This is a genomic window from Desulfobaculum xiamenense (assembly GCF_011927665.1).
Classification (GTDB): Bacteria; Desulfobacterota; Desulfovibrionia; order Desulfovibrionales; family Desulfovibrionaceae; genus Desulfobaculum; species Desulfobaculum xiamenense.
Genome location: NZ_JAATJA010000002.1, coordinates 277,913 through 292,757, shown reverse-complemented (window position 1 = coordinate 292,757; position 14,845 = coordinate 277,913). Strand labels below are relative to the sequence as shown.

Genomic DNA, 14,845 nt, shown 5'->3' with positions numbered 1-14,845 from the left:
AAACGGGCTTTAGCCGATTTCAGGTACCCTGTCAAAACATTTTTCTAAATCGACGTGTTAACGACGGCTATTCCTGCATTTTCGGAGCGGGTACAATGGAGAACCGTATTGTGCTTCATTTCGTCACTGCAAGTGTGGGTCGCGTTGCAGTGGCGAGACCGACAGTGGAACCCGTTGCACCGCTACGGGCGTCATCGACGGGCTTCTCCGTCTTCTTCGTACCCATGCTGACCTGTCCTTCGAGAACAGCTCCTTCCTCCATCATCAGCACGGGCGTGGACATGCTTCCGTCGAAATTGGCGGTCTTGTGCAGGACGACCTTGGCCAGCGCCCGCACCTCGCCCTTCACCCGGCCGCTGACGATGAGCTGGCCGACATGCAGCGTGCCCTCGACATGCGCCTCACGGCCAATGACCAGAGTCCCCTCCGACTCGACCTCGCCATTGAAGCTGCCGTCGATGCGGACGGAACCCTTGAATTCCAGACGCCCCTGATACGTGGTTCCGCTACCCAGAAAGGCGTTGATCTCGTCGCGCGCCATGGTCGCTCTCCGTTGCGAGAGGTTCTCCGCAGTCCGTTTCGCACGCCGCCGAATGGTCTAGGCGCGCTTGAACACGAACCTGCGCATGGAAACGTTCAACACGAGTCCGATGAGGCTCAGATTCACGACAGTGGCACTGCCGCCGTAGCTGATGAACGGCAGGGGTATTCCCACCACCGGCATGAGTCCAAGAACCATGCCCATGTTGATCAGTATCTGCCAGAAGAAATAGAAAAAGACCCCGGCGGCGAGAAAGCTGCCGAATCGGTCCTTTGCGTCGTGCGCCGTGAGGTAGATTTGATACAGGAAGAGACAGAAAAGGGAAAGGAGAAACATGCACCCGATGAAGCCCCACTCCTCGCCAAACACCGCGATGGCGAAGTCCGTATGCTTCTCGGGCAGAAAACGCAGCTGGCTCTGTGTGCCGCTCAGAAATCCCTTACCCCACAGGCGTCCGGAGCCGATGGCAATCTGGGACTGGATGATGTGATAGCCCGCACCAAGGGGGTCGTTGCCTGGGTCAAGGAAGGTGAGAATGCGTCGCTTCTGGTAGTCGTGCAGGAAAAACCACGACATCGGCAGCAATACGGGCACAAGAATCATCAGCGGCTTGAACACCCGCATCTGGATGCCGCGATACAGCACCAATCCGCCAAGCAACAGCAGTACGGACAGGCCTGACCCCAAATCGGGCTGCAATATGATGAGCCCGGCAGGCACCATGCCCACGGCCAGCACGCCGAACAACTGGAGCCAGTCCAGAGGACGCTGCCCCTTGGAGAGCAGCTTGGCCCCGATGAGCAGGATGGAGATCTTCGCCACTTCGCTCGGCTGGAGATTGAAGAAGCCGAGATCCAGCCAGCGCCGCGCGCCGTAGATGACCTTGCCGAAAACCGGCACGCAAAGAAGCAGCAAAAGTGTGACCAGAAACATGGGTACGGCGAGCGTCTTCAAGTGCCTGTAATCGAACAGCATGAACGTGATCATGCCGCCGAAGCCCATAAGCCCCCACAGGAACTGCTTCTTGTAGAACGGATTCAGGGACAGGCCGTCCTCGAGACGGAAGCCACTGGCCGAATAGAGATTCATGACGCCCACACCGAAGAGGAGCAGCGTCAGGCCCACGAGGGACCAGTTGATGTGCAGCAGTATGCGTCGATCGATGGGGGTCATTTCTGCTTCCCGAAAAGGTGCTCGTACACGCCCTTGAGCATGGGGCCGGCCGCGGAGCCGCCGTGTCCGCCGTGCTCCACCATGCACACCGCCACGTAGGTCTTGCCGTCCTTCTCGCCGAAGGACGCCAGCCACGCGTGGTCGCGCTCCTCGTAAGGCATCTCCTCCAACTTGCGGCGCACGTCCCCTGCCTTGAGCTTGAGACGCACCACCTGCGCGGTGCCGGTCTTTCCGCCGATGACGGCATCACGCCGCTTAAGCCGACGCGCCGTTCCCTGCTCCACGGTCTCCACCATGGACCGCACCAGAAGCTGCCGCTGTGCGTCGGTCAGTGGCAGGTGCCCCTGCCGCTCCGGTTCGCCACCGGCGAGCAGCGTGGGACGCAGGATGTCTCCACCGTTGACCAGCGCGCCGATGAAGCGCGCAACCTGCAACGGGGTGACCAGCGTATAGCCCTGCCCGATGGCCAGGTTCAGGTTCTCGCCGCCCTGCCATGACTCACCGAAGCGTCTGCGCTTCCACTCGCGCGTGGGGATCAGCCCGCCCTTCTCATGCGGCAGACTGATGTCCGTCTTGTGGCCGAAGCCGCAGGTCATGGCGAACTCGCTTATCTTGTCCACGCCGAGACGGCTGCCCATCTCGTAGTAGTACACGTCGCAGGACTGGGTGAGGGCCTGCAGAAAGTCGATATGACCGTGACCGTGCTTCTTCCAGCAACGAAAGATGTGCCGCCCAAGCTTGACCTGCCCCGAGCAGTACACGCGCTCGGACGGGGACACCCCGTTGACCAACGCCGCGCCGCCCACCACAAGCTTAAAGACCGAGCCGGGCGGATAGGCGCTCTGCACCACACGGTTCTGCAGCGGATGCATGGGGTCGTCGCGCAGCTTCTCCCACTGCGGGCCGGAAAGACCGGTCACGAACCAGTTGGCGTCGTAACTCGGCTGGCTGACGAAGGCCACCACCTCGCCGGAAAATGGCTCCATCACGACGATGGCACCGGCCTGCCCCTCAAGCATCTCGTGGCAACGCGCCTGCAGTTCGAGGTCGATGGACAGGCGCAGGTCCTCGCCAGCTCTGGGCGGGCGCATGACGTGCTGGCTGAGGCGACGACCGGTGGCGTCCACTTCGAGCTGCCGCAAGCCCTTGGCACCGCGCAGGCGCTCTTCGAGTGTAAACTCCAGACCGCCCTTGCCCACGTTGTCGCCGAGGCTCAGGGTCGGGTCCTTCTCCAACTCTTCCTCGTTGGCCTCGGCCACGTAGCCGAGCACATGAGCCAGAAGCGGTCCCTGCGGGTAATAGCGACGCGGACGGACCACGATTTCGAGTCCCGGCCAGAACAGGGCGTTGGATTCGATACGCGCCACCTGCTCGAAGGAGAGGTCCGGCACGAGGATGAGCGGCTCGAAGGGCTTCACCCGACGCCGCCCCTTGGCGTATTTCGCCTCAAGGGTCGCGAGGTCAATGTCGGTCCACACGGCGATCTGGTCCAGCGTGGCCTTCACGTCGCGCACATCCTCGCGGATCAGTCCCAGCGCGTAGGCGGGCTGATTGACGGCCACGAGCACGCCGTTTCGGTCGCGGATAAGCCCTCGGGGAGCGTGCAGCAGTTCCTGCCGCAACTGGTTGTCCCGGGCCTTCTGGGCGAACTCCTCGCCCTTGTGGACCTGAAGGTACCAGAAACGCAGCACGAACAGGCCAAAGAGCCCCCATATGAGCGCCTGCAGCAGGAACAGGCCGAAGCGCGGAGGGGCCTGACCTTCAGGTTCAAATTGGGCTGCCATATCGTACCCAGTTCTTATACATCGAGTAGGTAAGACCCCACTGGACCGGGAAGAATCCCGCCTGCAACAGGCCTTCCAGAAGAAGCCTGTGCCACGGCACGGCAAGGTCCTGCAACTGCACCATGAGTTCGGTAAGCGCAATATGCCAGACGCCGAGGAACAGCCCGATGAGGGTTATGAAAAGGAAATTCGTGGACTCAAAGACGCCGCGCCCGGCGAGAAACGCCCCGACCAGCGCCGCATACCAGAGAATCCCCGTGCCGAACGCGAGGCCGGATGTGCCCTCGATGACGAACATCCAGAACAGGCCCATCCACACGGCGGAGCGCACGCGGCGCTCCTGCATGAGGATGACCAGCCCCGGCGCGAGGAAATCCACGCCGGGCACCAGCCGTTGCAGCCAGATGCCCGCAACGGTGAAGCCCGTCCACCAGACAAGCGGATGCATGTTCGCCCCCTAGTCCCTGGCCCCGGGAGCCGGTTCGGAGGCATCGACCACGCGCCGCAGCACGAGGGCCTCCTCCACATTGCGGATGTCAACCAGCGGCTCGGCCTGCACGGTCAGGAACAGCGAGATGTCCGAGCGTTCCACGCCCACCACGCGGGCAACGGGAATCCCCTTGGGGAAGATGCCCGCCAGCCCGGACGTGACCAGCAGCTCGCCCACAGCCAAGGGGGCGTTCTGGGGCACGTAGCGCACCTCCAGAAGGCCGTCGTCGCCGCGCCCGCAGAGCACGCCGCTGATGCGGCGCTCCGAGCTGATGACAGGGAGTTTGCTGTTGATGTCCGTGATGAGCAGAACCGTCGCCGTGGCGGGACCGGTGCGCAGCACGCGGCCCAGTATGCCGTCGGCGGTGCCCACAGGGTCGTTGACGCCAACGTCGCTCATGGTGCCCTTGTCCACGACGAGCGTGTCGAGGACGGCTCCGGGACCAAGACGATGCGCGATGACCCGCCCGCCCTGCACGGTCCACCCCGGCTGGGGCGCGAACGACAGGAGCCGCCTGAGGCGGGGAACCTCGGCGGCTTCTTCGCGGAGCATGGCCACCTGCATCTTCAGCGTGTCCATCTCGGCCTTGAGTTCGGCATTCTCTTCCCGCACGTCTACGAGGTAGACGTAGTTCCGCCACAGTTCGGCGGACGAATCAGCGGCCCAGCGTCCGGGCTTGAGCACCGCGCCCACGAATTCCAGCCCCGTATGCCCGGAAAGGGCGTCAAGGATGCCGGTCCTGAGGTTCCAGGTGAACAGGCTCAGGTACGCGAACAGGGTGGCAAGCAGGACGCAGACAATGCCTTTCTTCGATCGGAGGTTAATCGATCGTTACCTCCTTGAGGACGTCCAGATTGTCGAGGGCTCGGCCGGAACCGAGCACGACGGTCGACAGGGGATCGTCCACGACGGTGATGGGCAGTCCGGTTTCCTCGCGCAGCAGCTGATCCAGCCCCTTGAGCAGCGCTCCGCCGCCCGTGAGCACGATGCCACGGTCGACGATGTCCGCCGCCAGTTCTGGCGGGGTCTGCTCCAGTGCGATGCGGCAGGCCTGAACGATGGCGTCCACCTGCTCGGCGATGGCCTTGCGGACCTCCTCCGAGGTGATGGTGATGTTCTGCGGGATGCCGGACACGAGGTCACGGCCCTTGACCGACATCTCCACCTCGTGGGACGAGGGATAGGCGCTTCCGGCCTGGATCTTGATGGTCTCGGCGGTGCTTTCACCGATGAGCATGTTGTACTTGCGCTTCACGTACTGCATGATCGCCTCGTCCATCTTGTCGCCGCCCACGCGGACCGACTTGGAATAGACGATGCCGGACAGGGATATGACCGCCACTTCCGTGGTGCCACCGCCGATGTCCACGACCATGTTGGACGTGGGTTCCGTAATGGGCAGATTTGCGCCGATGGCCGCAGCCATCGGTTCCTCGATAAGATAAACTTCCCGGGCGCCAGCGCTCTCGGCGGACTCCTTCACCGCGCGTTTCTCCACCTGGGTGATGCCCGTGGGAACGCAGATGATGATTCTGGGGCGCACCAGCCGACGGCTGTTGTGCACCTTGGTGATGAAGTGCCGAAGCATGGCCTCCGTGATCTCGAAGTCGGCAATGACGCCATCCTTCATGGGCCGGATGGCGACGATGTTCGCGGGGGTGCGGCCGAGCATGAGCTTGGCCTCAAGGCCTACGGCCAGCACCTTCTTGCCGCCCTTGTTGTCCTGTTTCACGGCAACGACGGACGGCTCGCGGAGCACGATGCCCTGACCCTTGACGTAGACGCAGGTGTTGGCCGTGCCCAAGTCTATGGCGAGATCATTGGAGAAAAATCCGAGAACCGTATCCAAGATTCTGGACATAAACACTCTCTTGGGTCAATGAATTCGTGGAATTTCGATGAGCTGAAACAATCCGGTTTCAGCCAGCGTCGTCACCATGAGTTAGTATACAAACGCCCGGCATCAGGCAAGGGTTCGTTTCCAAAATCATTCTGGCACATTCGATGAACCGATACCACGGCCTCTCGGCCCACCTGCACCGCCGCTTCGGCACCCGCATCCGCAAGATACCGCTGGACGCGGGCTTCACCTGTCCCAACCGCGACGGCACGCTCTCGCGGCGGGGCTGCGCATTCTGCAACGGCCAGGGCTCGGGAACGGGGCTGCATGCCGACGGCATGGACATCGAGGGACAATGGAACCGCTGGCGCGCTCAGCTCGGCGCGAAGCACCACACGGACCGCTTCATCGCCTACCTTCAGTCGTTCTCCAACACCTACGGCCCCATCGAACGGCTCGAACGCGTCCTGTCGCGCATCACGAGCCTGCCCGGTGCGGTCGGCCTGTGCATCGGCACCCGGCCCGACTGCCTCGACGACGACAAGCTCGACCTGCTCGCCGCGCTGCCGCTGCCCGAGGTCTGGCTGGATCTCGGCCTCCAGTCGTCCAATGACGACACCCTGCGCCGCATCAACCGCGGGCACGACTCCGCCGCCTTCGCCCGCGCCACACACGCCGCCGCCGATCGCGGGCTCGCCGTGTGCGCCCACATCATCATGGGGCTGCCCGGCGAAGGCCCGCACGACTTCCTGCGTAGCGCCCGCTTCGTGAATGCGCTGCCCGTGCGCGGCGTGAAGCTCCACAACCTCTACGTCTGCACCGGCACGCCCATGGAGCGCATGTTCAAAGAGGAAAACTACTGTCCTCCATCGCTCAATACCTATATACAAAGCGTCATCGGTGCACTTGAACTGCTGCGGCCAGAGATCGTGATCCACCGCCTCGCCGCCGACCCCGCACCGGGCGAACTCGTCGCCCCGGACTGGGCCGCCGACAAGCGGGAAATCCACAACGCCATAAACCGGGCGCTCGCCGCCGCCGACACCTGGCAGAGCCGGGCCTTGGCACCGCACGCGCCCATCCCGACGATATTCGACCCCACCATCCCGCATCCGGAGGACGTCGCGCCATGAGAACCCGCCGCACGGAATGCATCGCAGCCGGCCCCCTCGCCCTCGACCTGCACTGGGACAACGGCGTCCTTCTGCGCACGGAACTCTCCGCGCGCGGCGAACGCACTCCCTCGCCACAGCTCACCGACGCCGGAGCACTGCTCCAGCAGGCGCTTAGCGCCTACGTCAACGGCGAGGACGTCGCGTGGCCCCGCATCCCCTACGCCATGCACGGCCTCTCGCCCTTCACCCGCACGGTGCTCGTCACCCTTCGCGACACGGTGGGCCGTGGCGAGACCGTCACCTACGCAGAACTGGCCGCGCGCGCAGGCTCCCCCCGCGCCGCGCGCGCTGTTGGCCGGGCCATGGCCACCAACCGCTGGCCGCTTCTCATCCCCTGCCACCGCGTGCTCGCGGCAGGCGGACTCGGCGGATATTCCCTCGGGCTCGACCTCAAGCGCCTGTTGCTGACCATCGAGGGCGTCGCCCTCCCCGGCTAGCCCAACTGGACAAGCGCACCGAACGAAGAGTAAAGGCTCACTGGTACGCGGCGGACTCGCCGCGACCGCATACCCGATACCCATCGAAGACAATCGAGGAACCGATACATGATCGACGCGACTCTCAATGCCGGGGCGCTGGTCCTGGCCGCCGGAAAGGGAACGCGCATGCGTTCCGACAAACCCAAGGTGCTGCACGCCATTCTCGGCGAACCCATGCTGTGGTACATCCACCGCGCCCTCGACGGCCTCGGCCTGCGCGGCGTGTGGACAGTCATCGGCCACGGGGCGGACATGGTCCGCGCGGCCTTCCCCGACGTCCCCGCCGAGCATTTCGTGATGCAGACCGCCCAACTCGGCACCGGCCACGCGCTGAGCGAGGCATGGCCCGCCCTTGAGGCCGCCGGTCTCGACTACGTACTCGTGGCCAATGGCGACACGCCCCTCGTCCCCTCTGAAAGCCTCGAACGCCTTGTGCGCGAATCCGTGGACGCCGGGGCGGACGTCGCCTTCATGAGCCTGACCCTCGACGACCCCGGCGCATACGGCCGCGTCGTGCGCGACGCCGAAGGCCGCGTGCGGGCCATCGTGGAGGCCAAGGACTTCGATCCCGCCGTCCACGGCGGCGAGGTCCGCGAGATCAACGCGGGCATCTACTGGCTGCGCATGTCGGCCGTGGCCGACCTTCTGCCCCGGCTGAGCAATACCAACGCCAGCGGCGAATTCTACATCACGGACCTCGTGTCCCTCGCCGTGGCCGACGGCCTCGTCGTGACGGCCACCTCCGGCGGCAGGGATCCCCAGCTTCTCGGCGTGAACAGCCCGGCCGAACTGGTGCGCTCCGAGGAGCTCATCCGCTCGCGCATCGTGGACGCTCTGCTGAACTCCGGCGTGTGCATCCACTCGCCATCGTCGGCGGTCATCGGCCCCCGCGCGCAGATCGCGCCCGGCTGCGAACTGCACGGGCCCTGCGAAATCTACGGCGCTACGCGCGTCGCCTCCGGCACGTCCATCGCCTCGCACTGCTGGATCACGGACTGCGTCATCGGCGAAGGCACACAGGTGAAGCCCTTCAGCCACCTCGAACGCTCGACTGTGGGCAACGGCTGTCAGGTCGGCCCCTACGCGCGGCTGCGCCCGCAGGCCGTCATGTGCGACGAATCGAAGGTCGGCAATTTCGTGGAGATGAAGAAGGCCGTGCTGGGCCACGGCTCCAAGGCCAGCCACCTGACCTACCTCGGCGACACCGAGGTCGGCACGGACGTGAACATCGGTGCGGGAACCATCACCTGCAACTACGACGGCGTGAACAAGCACAAGACCACCATCTGCGACCGCGCCTTCATCGGCAGCAACACAGCGCTGGTGGCACCGGTGACCGTGGGCGAAGGCGCGCTGGTGGGCGCAGGTTCGGTCATCACCCGCGACGTCAGCCCCAAACACCTTGCCGTCACCCGAGCCAAACAGGTGGAACTTCCTCGAAGGAAATAACACATTTCTTGATTTTGAACTCTGAACAGGATAGAAAATTCGCCTATGGATGCCCTGAGCCAATTGGAAGCCCGAATTGATTCGATTCTCGCCAAGAACCGGGTTCTGGAGGAGGAAAACCGTCGACTTCGGCGCGAACTTGAGGACGGCAAAAGAGAGCTCGAAACCGAGAACCGTACCCTCCGGGACGAAATCGAGCGGGAACGTTCCGCCAAGCGGGATGTGCTCGCCAAGATAGACGGTCTCCTGAACAAGCTTCAGGTCGAGACCGAATAACGGAAGGTCCCCGATGCCGAGCTATACTCTCTCCGTCCTTGATCTGGAGGTTTCCTTCAAGGCGAAGGCCGACCATACGCGAGTTCTCAAGGCGAAGGAGCTTCTTGAAGAACGGTACCGGGAACTGACACAGCACGGTAGACGACTCAGCAAAGAAAAGCTGTTGACATTCCTGGCTCTGGGGTTGGCGGATGATCTGCTCCAGAGCACTCGGAAACTCGAAGAGCTGGATGGGAAACTCTCCGGTCTTCTCACGAAGATCGACAACGGCGGTACCCCGTAGTATAGGCGTATGACATGCGTATCTCCCTGGGGAGTTCGTGATTGAGGAACGATTTTTGAGCCAACACTTCCAAAACGGGAGCGGCTTTCAGACCAGCCCGTGCGCAGACCCGCTCGACCGGGGAGCCTGACGGCAGGCACAGTTGCACCCACCTTGCACATGCAAGGTTCAAAAGAGTTCCCGACACGGCGCCCCGGGGTAGATATATATATTTGGTTGCGGATAAACACCTTAACCCTGCATGAAACGAACAGGACTTTCCTAAACGCCTTACACGACCCGCCGTCCCACATGCCCAACCGGGCATTCCAGCCGCGGCTGCCTCCGGCCGCTCTCTTCTCCGACGTACCGCGCTTCAGCCACGCCGCTGGCAGGAAGCATGAAGCCCTGCCGATACGGTATCGGGTCAGCGGCACCCGTAGCGCATAAAAGGAGAGTGCCATGAGTTTGGCTGTATTATTCGCCGCCATTGTCGGAGCGGCAGTGGGGGCCTCAGCGGGATACATCCTGCACAATTACATCGCCTCGAAACGCCTTGCCGGTGCCAAGGATCTGGCCGAGCGCATCCTCGATGAGGCGCGCAAGGAAGGTCAGGCCCAGCGCAAGGAGTTCATGCTTCAGGCTCAGGACGAAATCCTCAAGCTTAAGAAAGAGATGGAGTCCGAGTTCAAGGACAAGGAAGCTGAATTCAAGGATCTCGCCGCAGACCTCAAGGAACAGGAACGCGAGGTTAAGAAGCGCGAGGCCCGCAATCAGGAAAAGGAAGAACGCTACGAGCACAAGGCCGAAGAGCTCAACAGCAAGGAATCCGAGCTCGTAGCCATGGAGAAAAGACTCTCCCGCCTCGAACGCAAGATCGTTCAGCGCGAAGAGGAAATCGACGAGCTTGAGCGCCAGAAGCTCAGCAAGCTCGAAGAAATCTCCGGCCTTACCGCAGAGGAAGCCAAGGCGCGACTCATCGACGAAATCGAATCCCAGACCCGCCACGACGCCGCAAAGCGCGTCCGGCAGATCGAAATGGAAGCCAAGGAAACCGCAGACCGCAAGGCCAAGGAAATCCTGGCAACCGCCATTCAGCGCTACTCCGGCGACTACGTCGGGGAGCAGACCGTTGCGGCCGTCAACATTCCCAGTGAGGACATGAAGGGCCGCATCATCGGTCGAGAAGGCCGCAACATCCGCGCCTTCGAGGCCGCCACCGGCGTCGATCTCATCATCGACGACACCCCCGAAACAGTCGTCCTCTCCGCCTTCTCGCCCCTGCGCAGGCAGGTCGCCAAGATGTCCCTCGAACGCCTCATCAGCGACGGACGGATTCACCCCGCCCGCATCGAGGAAGTCGTCAAGAAGGTCGAACAGGAGATGGACGTCAAGGTCCGTGAAATCGGCGAGCAGGCCACCTTCGACGCTGGCGTGCACGGCATCCACCCCGATGTCGTCAAACTGCTCGGCCAACTCCAGTACCGCACCAGCTTCTCCCAGAACGTCCTCCAGCACTCGCTGGAAGTCGCATCCCTGTGTGGAATCATGGCCGCCGAGCTCGGCCTCGACGTCAAGAAAGCCAAGCGCGCAGGACTGCTGCACGACATCGGCAAGGCCGTGGACCACGAGGTCGAAGGCCCCCACGCCCTCATCGGCGCGGACCTCGCCAAAAAGTTCGGCGAAAGCAAGGAAATCATCCATGCCATCGCCGCTCACCACGAGGACACCCCGCCCTCGACCGTGCTCGCCATCCTCGTGCAGGCCGCGGACAGCGTCTCCGGCGCTCGCCCCGGTGCCCGCAAGGAACTACTCGAAAACTACGTTAAGCGCCTCGAAGAGCTGGAAGGCATCGCCACCAGCTTCGAAGGCGTCTCCAAAGCCTACGCCATTCAGGCAGGTCGCGAAATCCGCGTCATGGTCGATTCCGAACGCATCGACGACGACAAGACCTACCTGCTCTGCAAGGACATCTCCAAGAAGATCGAGGATAACCTCACCTACCCCGGACAGATTCGCGTGACCTGCATCCGCGAACGCCGAGCCGTGGGCTACGCCAAATAGGCCACCCCCACGTCAGTACGACAACAAGGCCGGGAAGGGTTCAACCCCTTCCCGGCTTTTTTTGCGCCAACTGCCCAGCACAGCGGGCAGGCCGCAGCGCCGTAAGGTCGCAGTGGGCGGGGCGTATCGTTCAACGACCGATGCAAGACGTAGGCTCCGCCGGCCAAGGGGCCGCTGGCCCCCTGGACCCCCGATATGCGATGGGCCGTCTGCCCGTGGCGAACCGCCCGGCTTTGCGCGACGAAGCCCTAGTGAGGATTGTCAAGGAAATCATTTCCTTGACTGGGGTCCGGGGCAAAGCCCCGGCCGCCGGAGGCCCTTTTTCCTCCCGTCCCTGCTCCGCGCAGCGGTTCATCGCTGAGGCCAACCGTATCGTTCAATGACCGATGCAAGACGTAGGCTCCGCCAGCCAAGGGGCCGCTGGCCCCCTGGACCCCCGATATGCGATGGGCCGTCTGCCCGTGGCGAACCGCCCGGCTTTGCGCGACGAAGCCCTAGTGAGTATTGTCAAGGAAATCATTTCCTTGACTGGGGTCCGGGGCAAAGCCCCGGCCGCCGGAGGCCTCTCTCCTTTTCAGCCAATCTCCGAATGCACTGCCACAGGCGGAAATCCTGACGCGACGACGGCGGACCGAATGTATTCCAAAGTTCATGAGACATTTCATGATGTTGACAATGTCTGGCATTGCGGCAATACAGATGGCAGAACCTTGAAGAGTGGGAGGAAATGCATGCGAATCCGGCTTGTTGGAGCGCTTGTCGCACTGGCGTTGGTGTCTGCGGCCCCGGCCTTGGCACAGGATGCGCGGTATCTCGGTTCCGCGGCCTGCGCCGAATGCCACGAGAAACAGTACGAGAACTTCCAGAAGTACGCGAAGAAGGCGAAGTCGTCGCACAGCATCCAGATCATGGCGTCGGACCTGACGAAGGACGAGGTCCGCGAGTGCTATGGGTGCCACACGACGGGCTACGGGCAACCCGGCGGATTCAAGAGCTTCGACGAGACACCGGAGCTCGGGCATGCGGGGTGCGAGGTCTGCCACGGCCCCGGCTCGACACACGTCGAGGAAGGCGGCGATCCCTCGCTGATCAAGGGGACGCTGAACATCAAGGACTGCGAGCACTGTCACAACGAGGAGCGCGTCGGAACGTTCAACTTCAAGCCGATGCTCTACGGCGGCGCACACTAGGGAGGGGGCGACCATGAGTTTCTACAGCAGATCCCTACGATTGAAGATCCTCGTCCCCATCTCCTGCATCACCATCCTGACCTTCGGCATCCTCGCGGCCACGAACTCCCTGTGGCATCGCCAGACCACCACCGACATCATCAACCAGTCCGCGACGCGCATCTCCGCCACGCTGCTTTCGGCCATTGAAGAGCCTATGAGTGTCGGCGACAACGAGGGCACAGAGCGACAGTTGCGCAAGGTGGCGGAGAATTTCCCGGACGTTTCGGTATTCCTGACCAACTTCCGCGGCAACGTGACCTATTCCACCATTCCCGAGACGCTGCGCAGGAATCTTGATGAACTCCGCCCGGAACCGGAACTCGGCGGACTGCTTGCGGCAAGCCTCGGCAGCGAGACGCATTCCGGGGTACTGGCGACAGTGGACGGCAAGCCCTGCTTCGTGGCGGTCAATTCCATTCCCAACGAGAAGAGCTGCCACCACTGCCACGGCGCGTCACAGCCCATCCTCGGTGCGATGGTCCTTGTGCAGGACGTCAGCGCCCAGTTCGCGGACCTGCACGCCTCGGAACGCATGAGCTTCGGCATCTCCATAGCCGGTGCGATTTTCCTGCTGCTGGCGCTTCTGGGATTCCTCAAGCGCATGATCCTGAACAAGGTCTCGTGCATCGCCGACATCAGCGACCGCATCCGCAAGGGCGACTACGAAGCCGAATTCGACACCTGCGGCGAGGACGAGTTGGCCGTCCTGTCCGAGAATCTGCGTGAGATGGTCCGCACGGTCCAGAATCAGTTGCAGTACAACCGGGGAATCCTCGAAGGCATCATCATCCCCCTCGTCGTCACGGACGAGAGGGAGCGCGTGACCTACATCAACGATCCCATGCTAAACATCCTCGGCATCGACCGGTCCGGTGCCACGCGGCAGAGCTTCCCGCAACTGTTCGACGGTTGCGAGGCCCTGCGGGGCGACGCCGTACGCCGACTGATCGCCGATGGCGCAAGCCGCAACGGCGAGACGAGCGTGATGCGTGCGGACGGCGAGCCAGTCTCCGTGCGCTACGAGATTTCCGCCCTGCGCGACGCCACGGGCGCGGCGGTCGGAGCCATCGCCATGATGATCGACCTCACCAAGCAGGAGGAGGACAAGGCCCGCATCCGCGCACAGCGCGAGAACCTGTTGCAGGTGGCCGATCAGGTCACGTCCGTGTCCACCTCGCTGTCCGACGCGGCGGCGGACCTCACTCGCCAGATGGAGGAACTGACGCGGGGCATGGAGGAAACGGCCGGGCAGACCAGTCAGGTCGCCGCCGCCATGGAGGAGATGAACGCCACCGTGCTGGAGGTCGCCAAGAACGCTGGAACGGCGTCGGACGCGTCCAACACCGCGCGCGACGTGGCCAAGGATGGCGGCAACGAGGTCGGCAACACTGTGCAGGAAACCCGCCAGATGGCCGAAACCACCCTCGGGCTGGCCAAGACACTCGGCGATCTGTCCGAAAAGGCAGAGAATATCGGACAGGTCATGTCCGTCATCAACGACATCGCTGACCAGACGAACCTGCTGGCCCTCAACGCCGCCATCGAGGCAGCACGCGCTGGCGATGCGGGACGCGGCTTCGCCGTCGTCGCCGACGAGGTTCGCAAGCTGGCCGAAAAGACCATGACGGCCACGCAGGAGGTCCACCACGCCATCCGGGCCATCCAGCACAGCGCGCAGGAGGCCGTCGCGGAAATGAACCACACCCGCGAGCGCGCCCACCATACCGAGGAACTGGCCGAAAACGCGGGTAACGTGCTCACCAACATCGTGTCGCGCTCCGAATCCATCGCGGACATGGTGCGCTCCATTGCCACGGCTGCGGATCAGCAATCGTCCACCAGCGAGGAGATCAACCTTAACCTCTCCACCATAAACCAGCTGTCGCAGGACATCTCACAGCGCATCACGCAGGCCAATTCATCCATTCGCGACGTGGCCGGAATGGCCGAGAGGCTGAACCGGCTTGTGGACAAGTTCCGGGAATAGCCAACGAACGCGACAAGCATCATCATGCAGGGGGGAGTTGCTTCGCACTCCCCCCTTTTACTTTGCGACCTGATCAGGAATCCGCGTAGCGCG

The 14,845-nt window shown here is 63.0% G+C and carries 14 protein-coding genes and 1 other RNA gene; 9 read left to right on the top strand and 6 right to left on the bottom strand.

What is annotated here, in order from left to right:
* Positions 1 to 115: 115 nt before the first annotated feature.
* The 6 genes from GGQ74_RS09215 to GGQ74_RS09190 all read right to left on the bottom strand — a co-directional run bounded on the left by GGQ74_RS09215 (position 116) and on the right by GGQ74_RS09190 (position 5,849).
* Positions 116 to 541, bottom strand: a complete 426-nt coding sequence (locus tag GGQ74_RS09215) for a bactofilin family protein (protein ID WP_167941270.1) — start codon at positions 539 to 541, stop codon at positions 116 to 118.
* A gap of 57 nt (positions 542 to 598) precedes the next feature.
* Complete coding sequence (rodA, locus tag GGQ74_RS09210) at positions 599 to 1,714, bottom strand: rod shape-determining protein RodA (RefSeq protein ID WP_167941269.1); 1,116 nt, start codon at positions 1,712 to 1,714, stop codon at positions 599 to 601.
* Positions 1,711 to 3,498 carry a penicillin-binding protein 2 gene (gene mrdA, locus GGQ74_RS09205; RefSeq protein WP_167941268.1) on the bottom strand — a complete coding sequence of 596 codons (1,788 nt, stop codon included), beginning with the start codon at positions 3,496 to 3,498 and terminating at the stop codon, positions 1,711 to 1,713. Before mrdA ends, rodA begins: the two co-directional genes overlap by 4 nt.
* Positions 3,482 to 3,946 carry a hypothetical protein gene (locus GGQ74_RS09200; RefSeq protein ID WP_167941267.1) on the bottom strand — a complete coding sequence of 155 codons (465 nt, stop codon included), beginning with the start codon at positions 3,944 to 3,946 and terminating at the stop codon, positions 3,482 to 3,484. Before GGQ74_RS09200 ends, mrdA begins: the two co-directional genes overlap by 17 nt.
* A gap of 9 nt (positions 3,947 to 3,955) precedes the next feature.
* Positions 3,956 to 4,681 carry a rod shape-determining protein MreC gene (gene mreC / locus GGQ74_RS09195; protein WP_167941266.1) on the bottom strand — a complete coding sequence of 242 codons (726 nt, stop codon included), beginning with the start codon at positions 4,679 to 4,681 and terminating at the stop codon, positions 3,956 to 3,958.
* A 127-nt stretch (positions 4,682 to 4,808) separates the two neighbouring features.
* Positions 4,809 to 5,849, bottom strand: a complete 1,041-nt coding sequence (locus tag GGQ74_RS09190; protein WP_167941265.1) for a rod shape-determining protein — start codon at positions 5,847 to 5,849, stop codon at positions 4,809 to 4,811.
* Positions 5,850 to 5,992: 143 nt separating this feature from the next.
* Here GGQ74_RS09190 and mnmL point away from each other — a divergent pair, with 143 nt between their 5' ends.
* The 9 genes from mnmL to GGQ74_RS09145 all read left to right on the top strand — a co-directional run bounded on the left by mnmL (position 5,993) and on the right by GGQ74_RS09145 (position 14,752).
* Positions 5,993 to 6,961: a tRNA modification radical SAM protein MnmL/YtqA gene (gene mnmL, locus GGQ74_RS09185; protein ID WP_167941264.1), complete on the top strand. Its 969-nt coding sequence runs from the start codon at positions 5,993 to 5,995 to the stop codon at positions 6,959 to 6,961.
* A complete protein-coding gene (locus GGQ74_RS09180; protein WP_167941263.1) occupies positions 6,958 to 7,440 on the top strand; it encodes a methylated-DNA--[protein]-cysteine S-methyltransferase in 483 nt (160 codons plus the stop codon). The genes mnmL and GGQ74_RS09180 overlap by 4 nt, the downstream gene beginning before the upstream one ends.
* Positions 7,441 to 7,548: 108 nt before the next feature.
* Positions 7,549 to 8,931, top strand: a complete 1,383-nt coding sequence (gene glmU / locus GGQ74_RS09175) for a bifunctional UDP-N-acetylglucosamine diphosphorylase/glucosamine-1-phosphate N-acetyltransferase GlmU (RefSeq protein WP_167941262.1) — start codon at positions 7,549 to 7,551, stop codon at positions 8,929 to 8,931.
* Positions 8,932 to 8,976: 45 nt separating this feature from the next.
* Positions 8,977 to 9,207 (top strand): cell division protein ZapB, encoded by a 231-nt coding sequence (locus tag GGQ74_RS09170; protein ID WP_167941261.1) that lies wholly within the window; start codon positions 8,977 to 8,979, stop codon positions 9,205 to 9,207.
* Between the two features lie 13 nt (positions 9,208 to 9,220).
* A complete protein-coding gene (gene zapA / locus GGQ74_RS09165; protein WP_167941260.1) occupies positions 9,221 to 9,490 on the top strand; it encodes a cell division protein ZapA in 270 nt (89 codons plus the stop codon).
* 20 nt (positions 9,491 to 9,510) lie between these two features.
* Positions 9,511 to 9,694, top strand: a non-coding RNA gene (ssrS, locus tag GGQ74_RS09160) — 6S RNA.
* 237 nt (positions 9,695 to 9,931) lie between these two features.
* A complete protein-coding gene (rny, locus tag GGQ74_RS09155; RefSeq protein WP_167941259.1) occupies positions 9,932 to 11,533 on the top strand; it encodes a ribonuclease Y in 1,602 nt (533 codons plus the stop codon).
* A 731-nt stretch (positions 11,534 to 12,264) separates the two neighbouring features.
* Positions 12,265 to 12,723, top strand: coding sequence for a cytochrome c family protein (locus tag GGQ74_RS09150; RefSeq protein ID WP_167941258.1), 459 nt, complete (start codon positions 12,265 to 12,267; stop codon positions 12,721 to 12,723).
* Positions 12,724 to 12,736: 13 nt separating this feature from the next.
* The gene (locus GGQ74_RS09145; RefSeq protein ID WP_167941257.1) at positions 12,737 to 14,752 is read left to right on the top strand and encodes a methyl-accepting chemotaxis protein; all 2,016 of its coding nucleotides are present in this window, start codon (positions 12,737 to 12,739) and stop codon (positions 14,750 to 14,752) included.
* The last annotated feature ends 93 nt before the right edge of the window (positions 14,753 to 14,845 follow it).

What these genes read in the sequence shown, in the direction of transcription:
- GGQ74_RS09215 (WP_167941270.1), bottom strand. Translation starts at nt 541, where the DNA reads ATGGCGCGCGACGAGATCAACGCCTTTCTGGGTAGCGGAACCACGTAT.
- rodA (WP_167941269.1), bottom strand. Translation starts at nt 1,714, where the DNA reads ATGACCCCCATCGATCGACGCATACTGCTGCACATCAACTGGTCCCTC.
- mrdA (WP_167941268.1), bottom strand. Translation starts at nt 3,498, where the DNA reads ATGGCAGCCCAATTTGAACCTGAAGGTCAGGCCCCTCCGCGCTTCGGC.
- GGQ74_RS09200 (WP_167941267.1), bottom strand. Translation starts at nt 3,946, where the DNA reads ATGCATCCGCTTGTCTGGTGGACGGGCTTCACCGTTGCGGGCATCTGG.
- GGQ74_RS09190 (WP_167941265.1), bottom strand. Translation starts at nt 5,849, where the DNA reads ATGTCCAGAATCTTGGATACGGTTCTCGGATTTTTCTCCAATGATCTC.
- mnmL (WP_167941264.1), top strand. Translation starts at nt 5,993, where the DNA reads ATGAACCGATACCACGGCCTCTCGGCCCACCTGCACCGCCGCTTCGGC.
- GGQ74_RS09180 (WP_167941263.1), top strand. Translation starts at nt 6,958, where the DNA reads ATGAGAACCCGCCGCACGGAATGCATCGCAGCCGGCCCCCTCGCCCTC.
- glmU (WP_167941262.1), top strand. Translation starts at nt 7,549, where the DNA reads ATGATCGACGCGACTCTCAATGCCGGGGCGCTGGTCCTGGCCGCCGGA.
- GGQ74_RS09170 (WP_167941261.1), top strand. Translation starts at nt 8,977, where the DNA reads ATGGATGCCCTGAGCCAATTGGAAGCCCGAATTGATTCGATTCTCGCC.
- zapA (WP_167941260.1), top strand. Translation starts at nt 9,221, where the DNA reads ATGCCGAGCTATACTCTCTCCGTCCTTGATCTGGAGGTTTCCTTCAAG.
- rny (WP_167941259.1), top strand. Translation starts at nt 9,932, where the DNA reads ATGAGTTTGGCTGTATTATTCGCCGCCATTGTCGGAGCGGCAGTGGGG.
- GGQ74_RS09150 (WP_167941258.1), top strand. Translation starts at nt 12,265, where the DNA reads ATGCGAATCCGGCTTGTTGGAGCGCTTGTCGCACTGGCGTTGGTGTCT.
- GGQ74_RS09145 (WP_167941257.1), top strand. Translation starts at nt 12,737, where the DNA reads ATGAGTTTCTACAGCAGATCCCTACGATTGAAGATCCTCGTCCCCATC.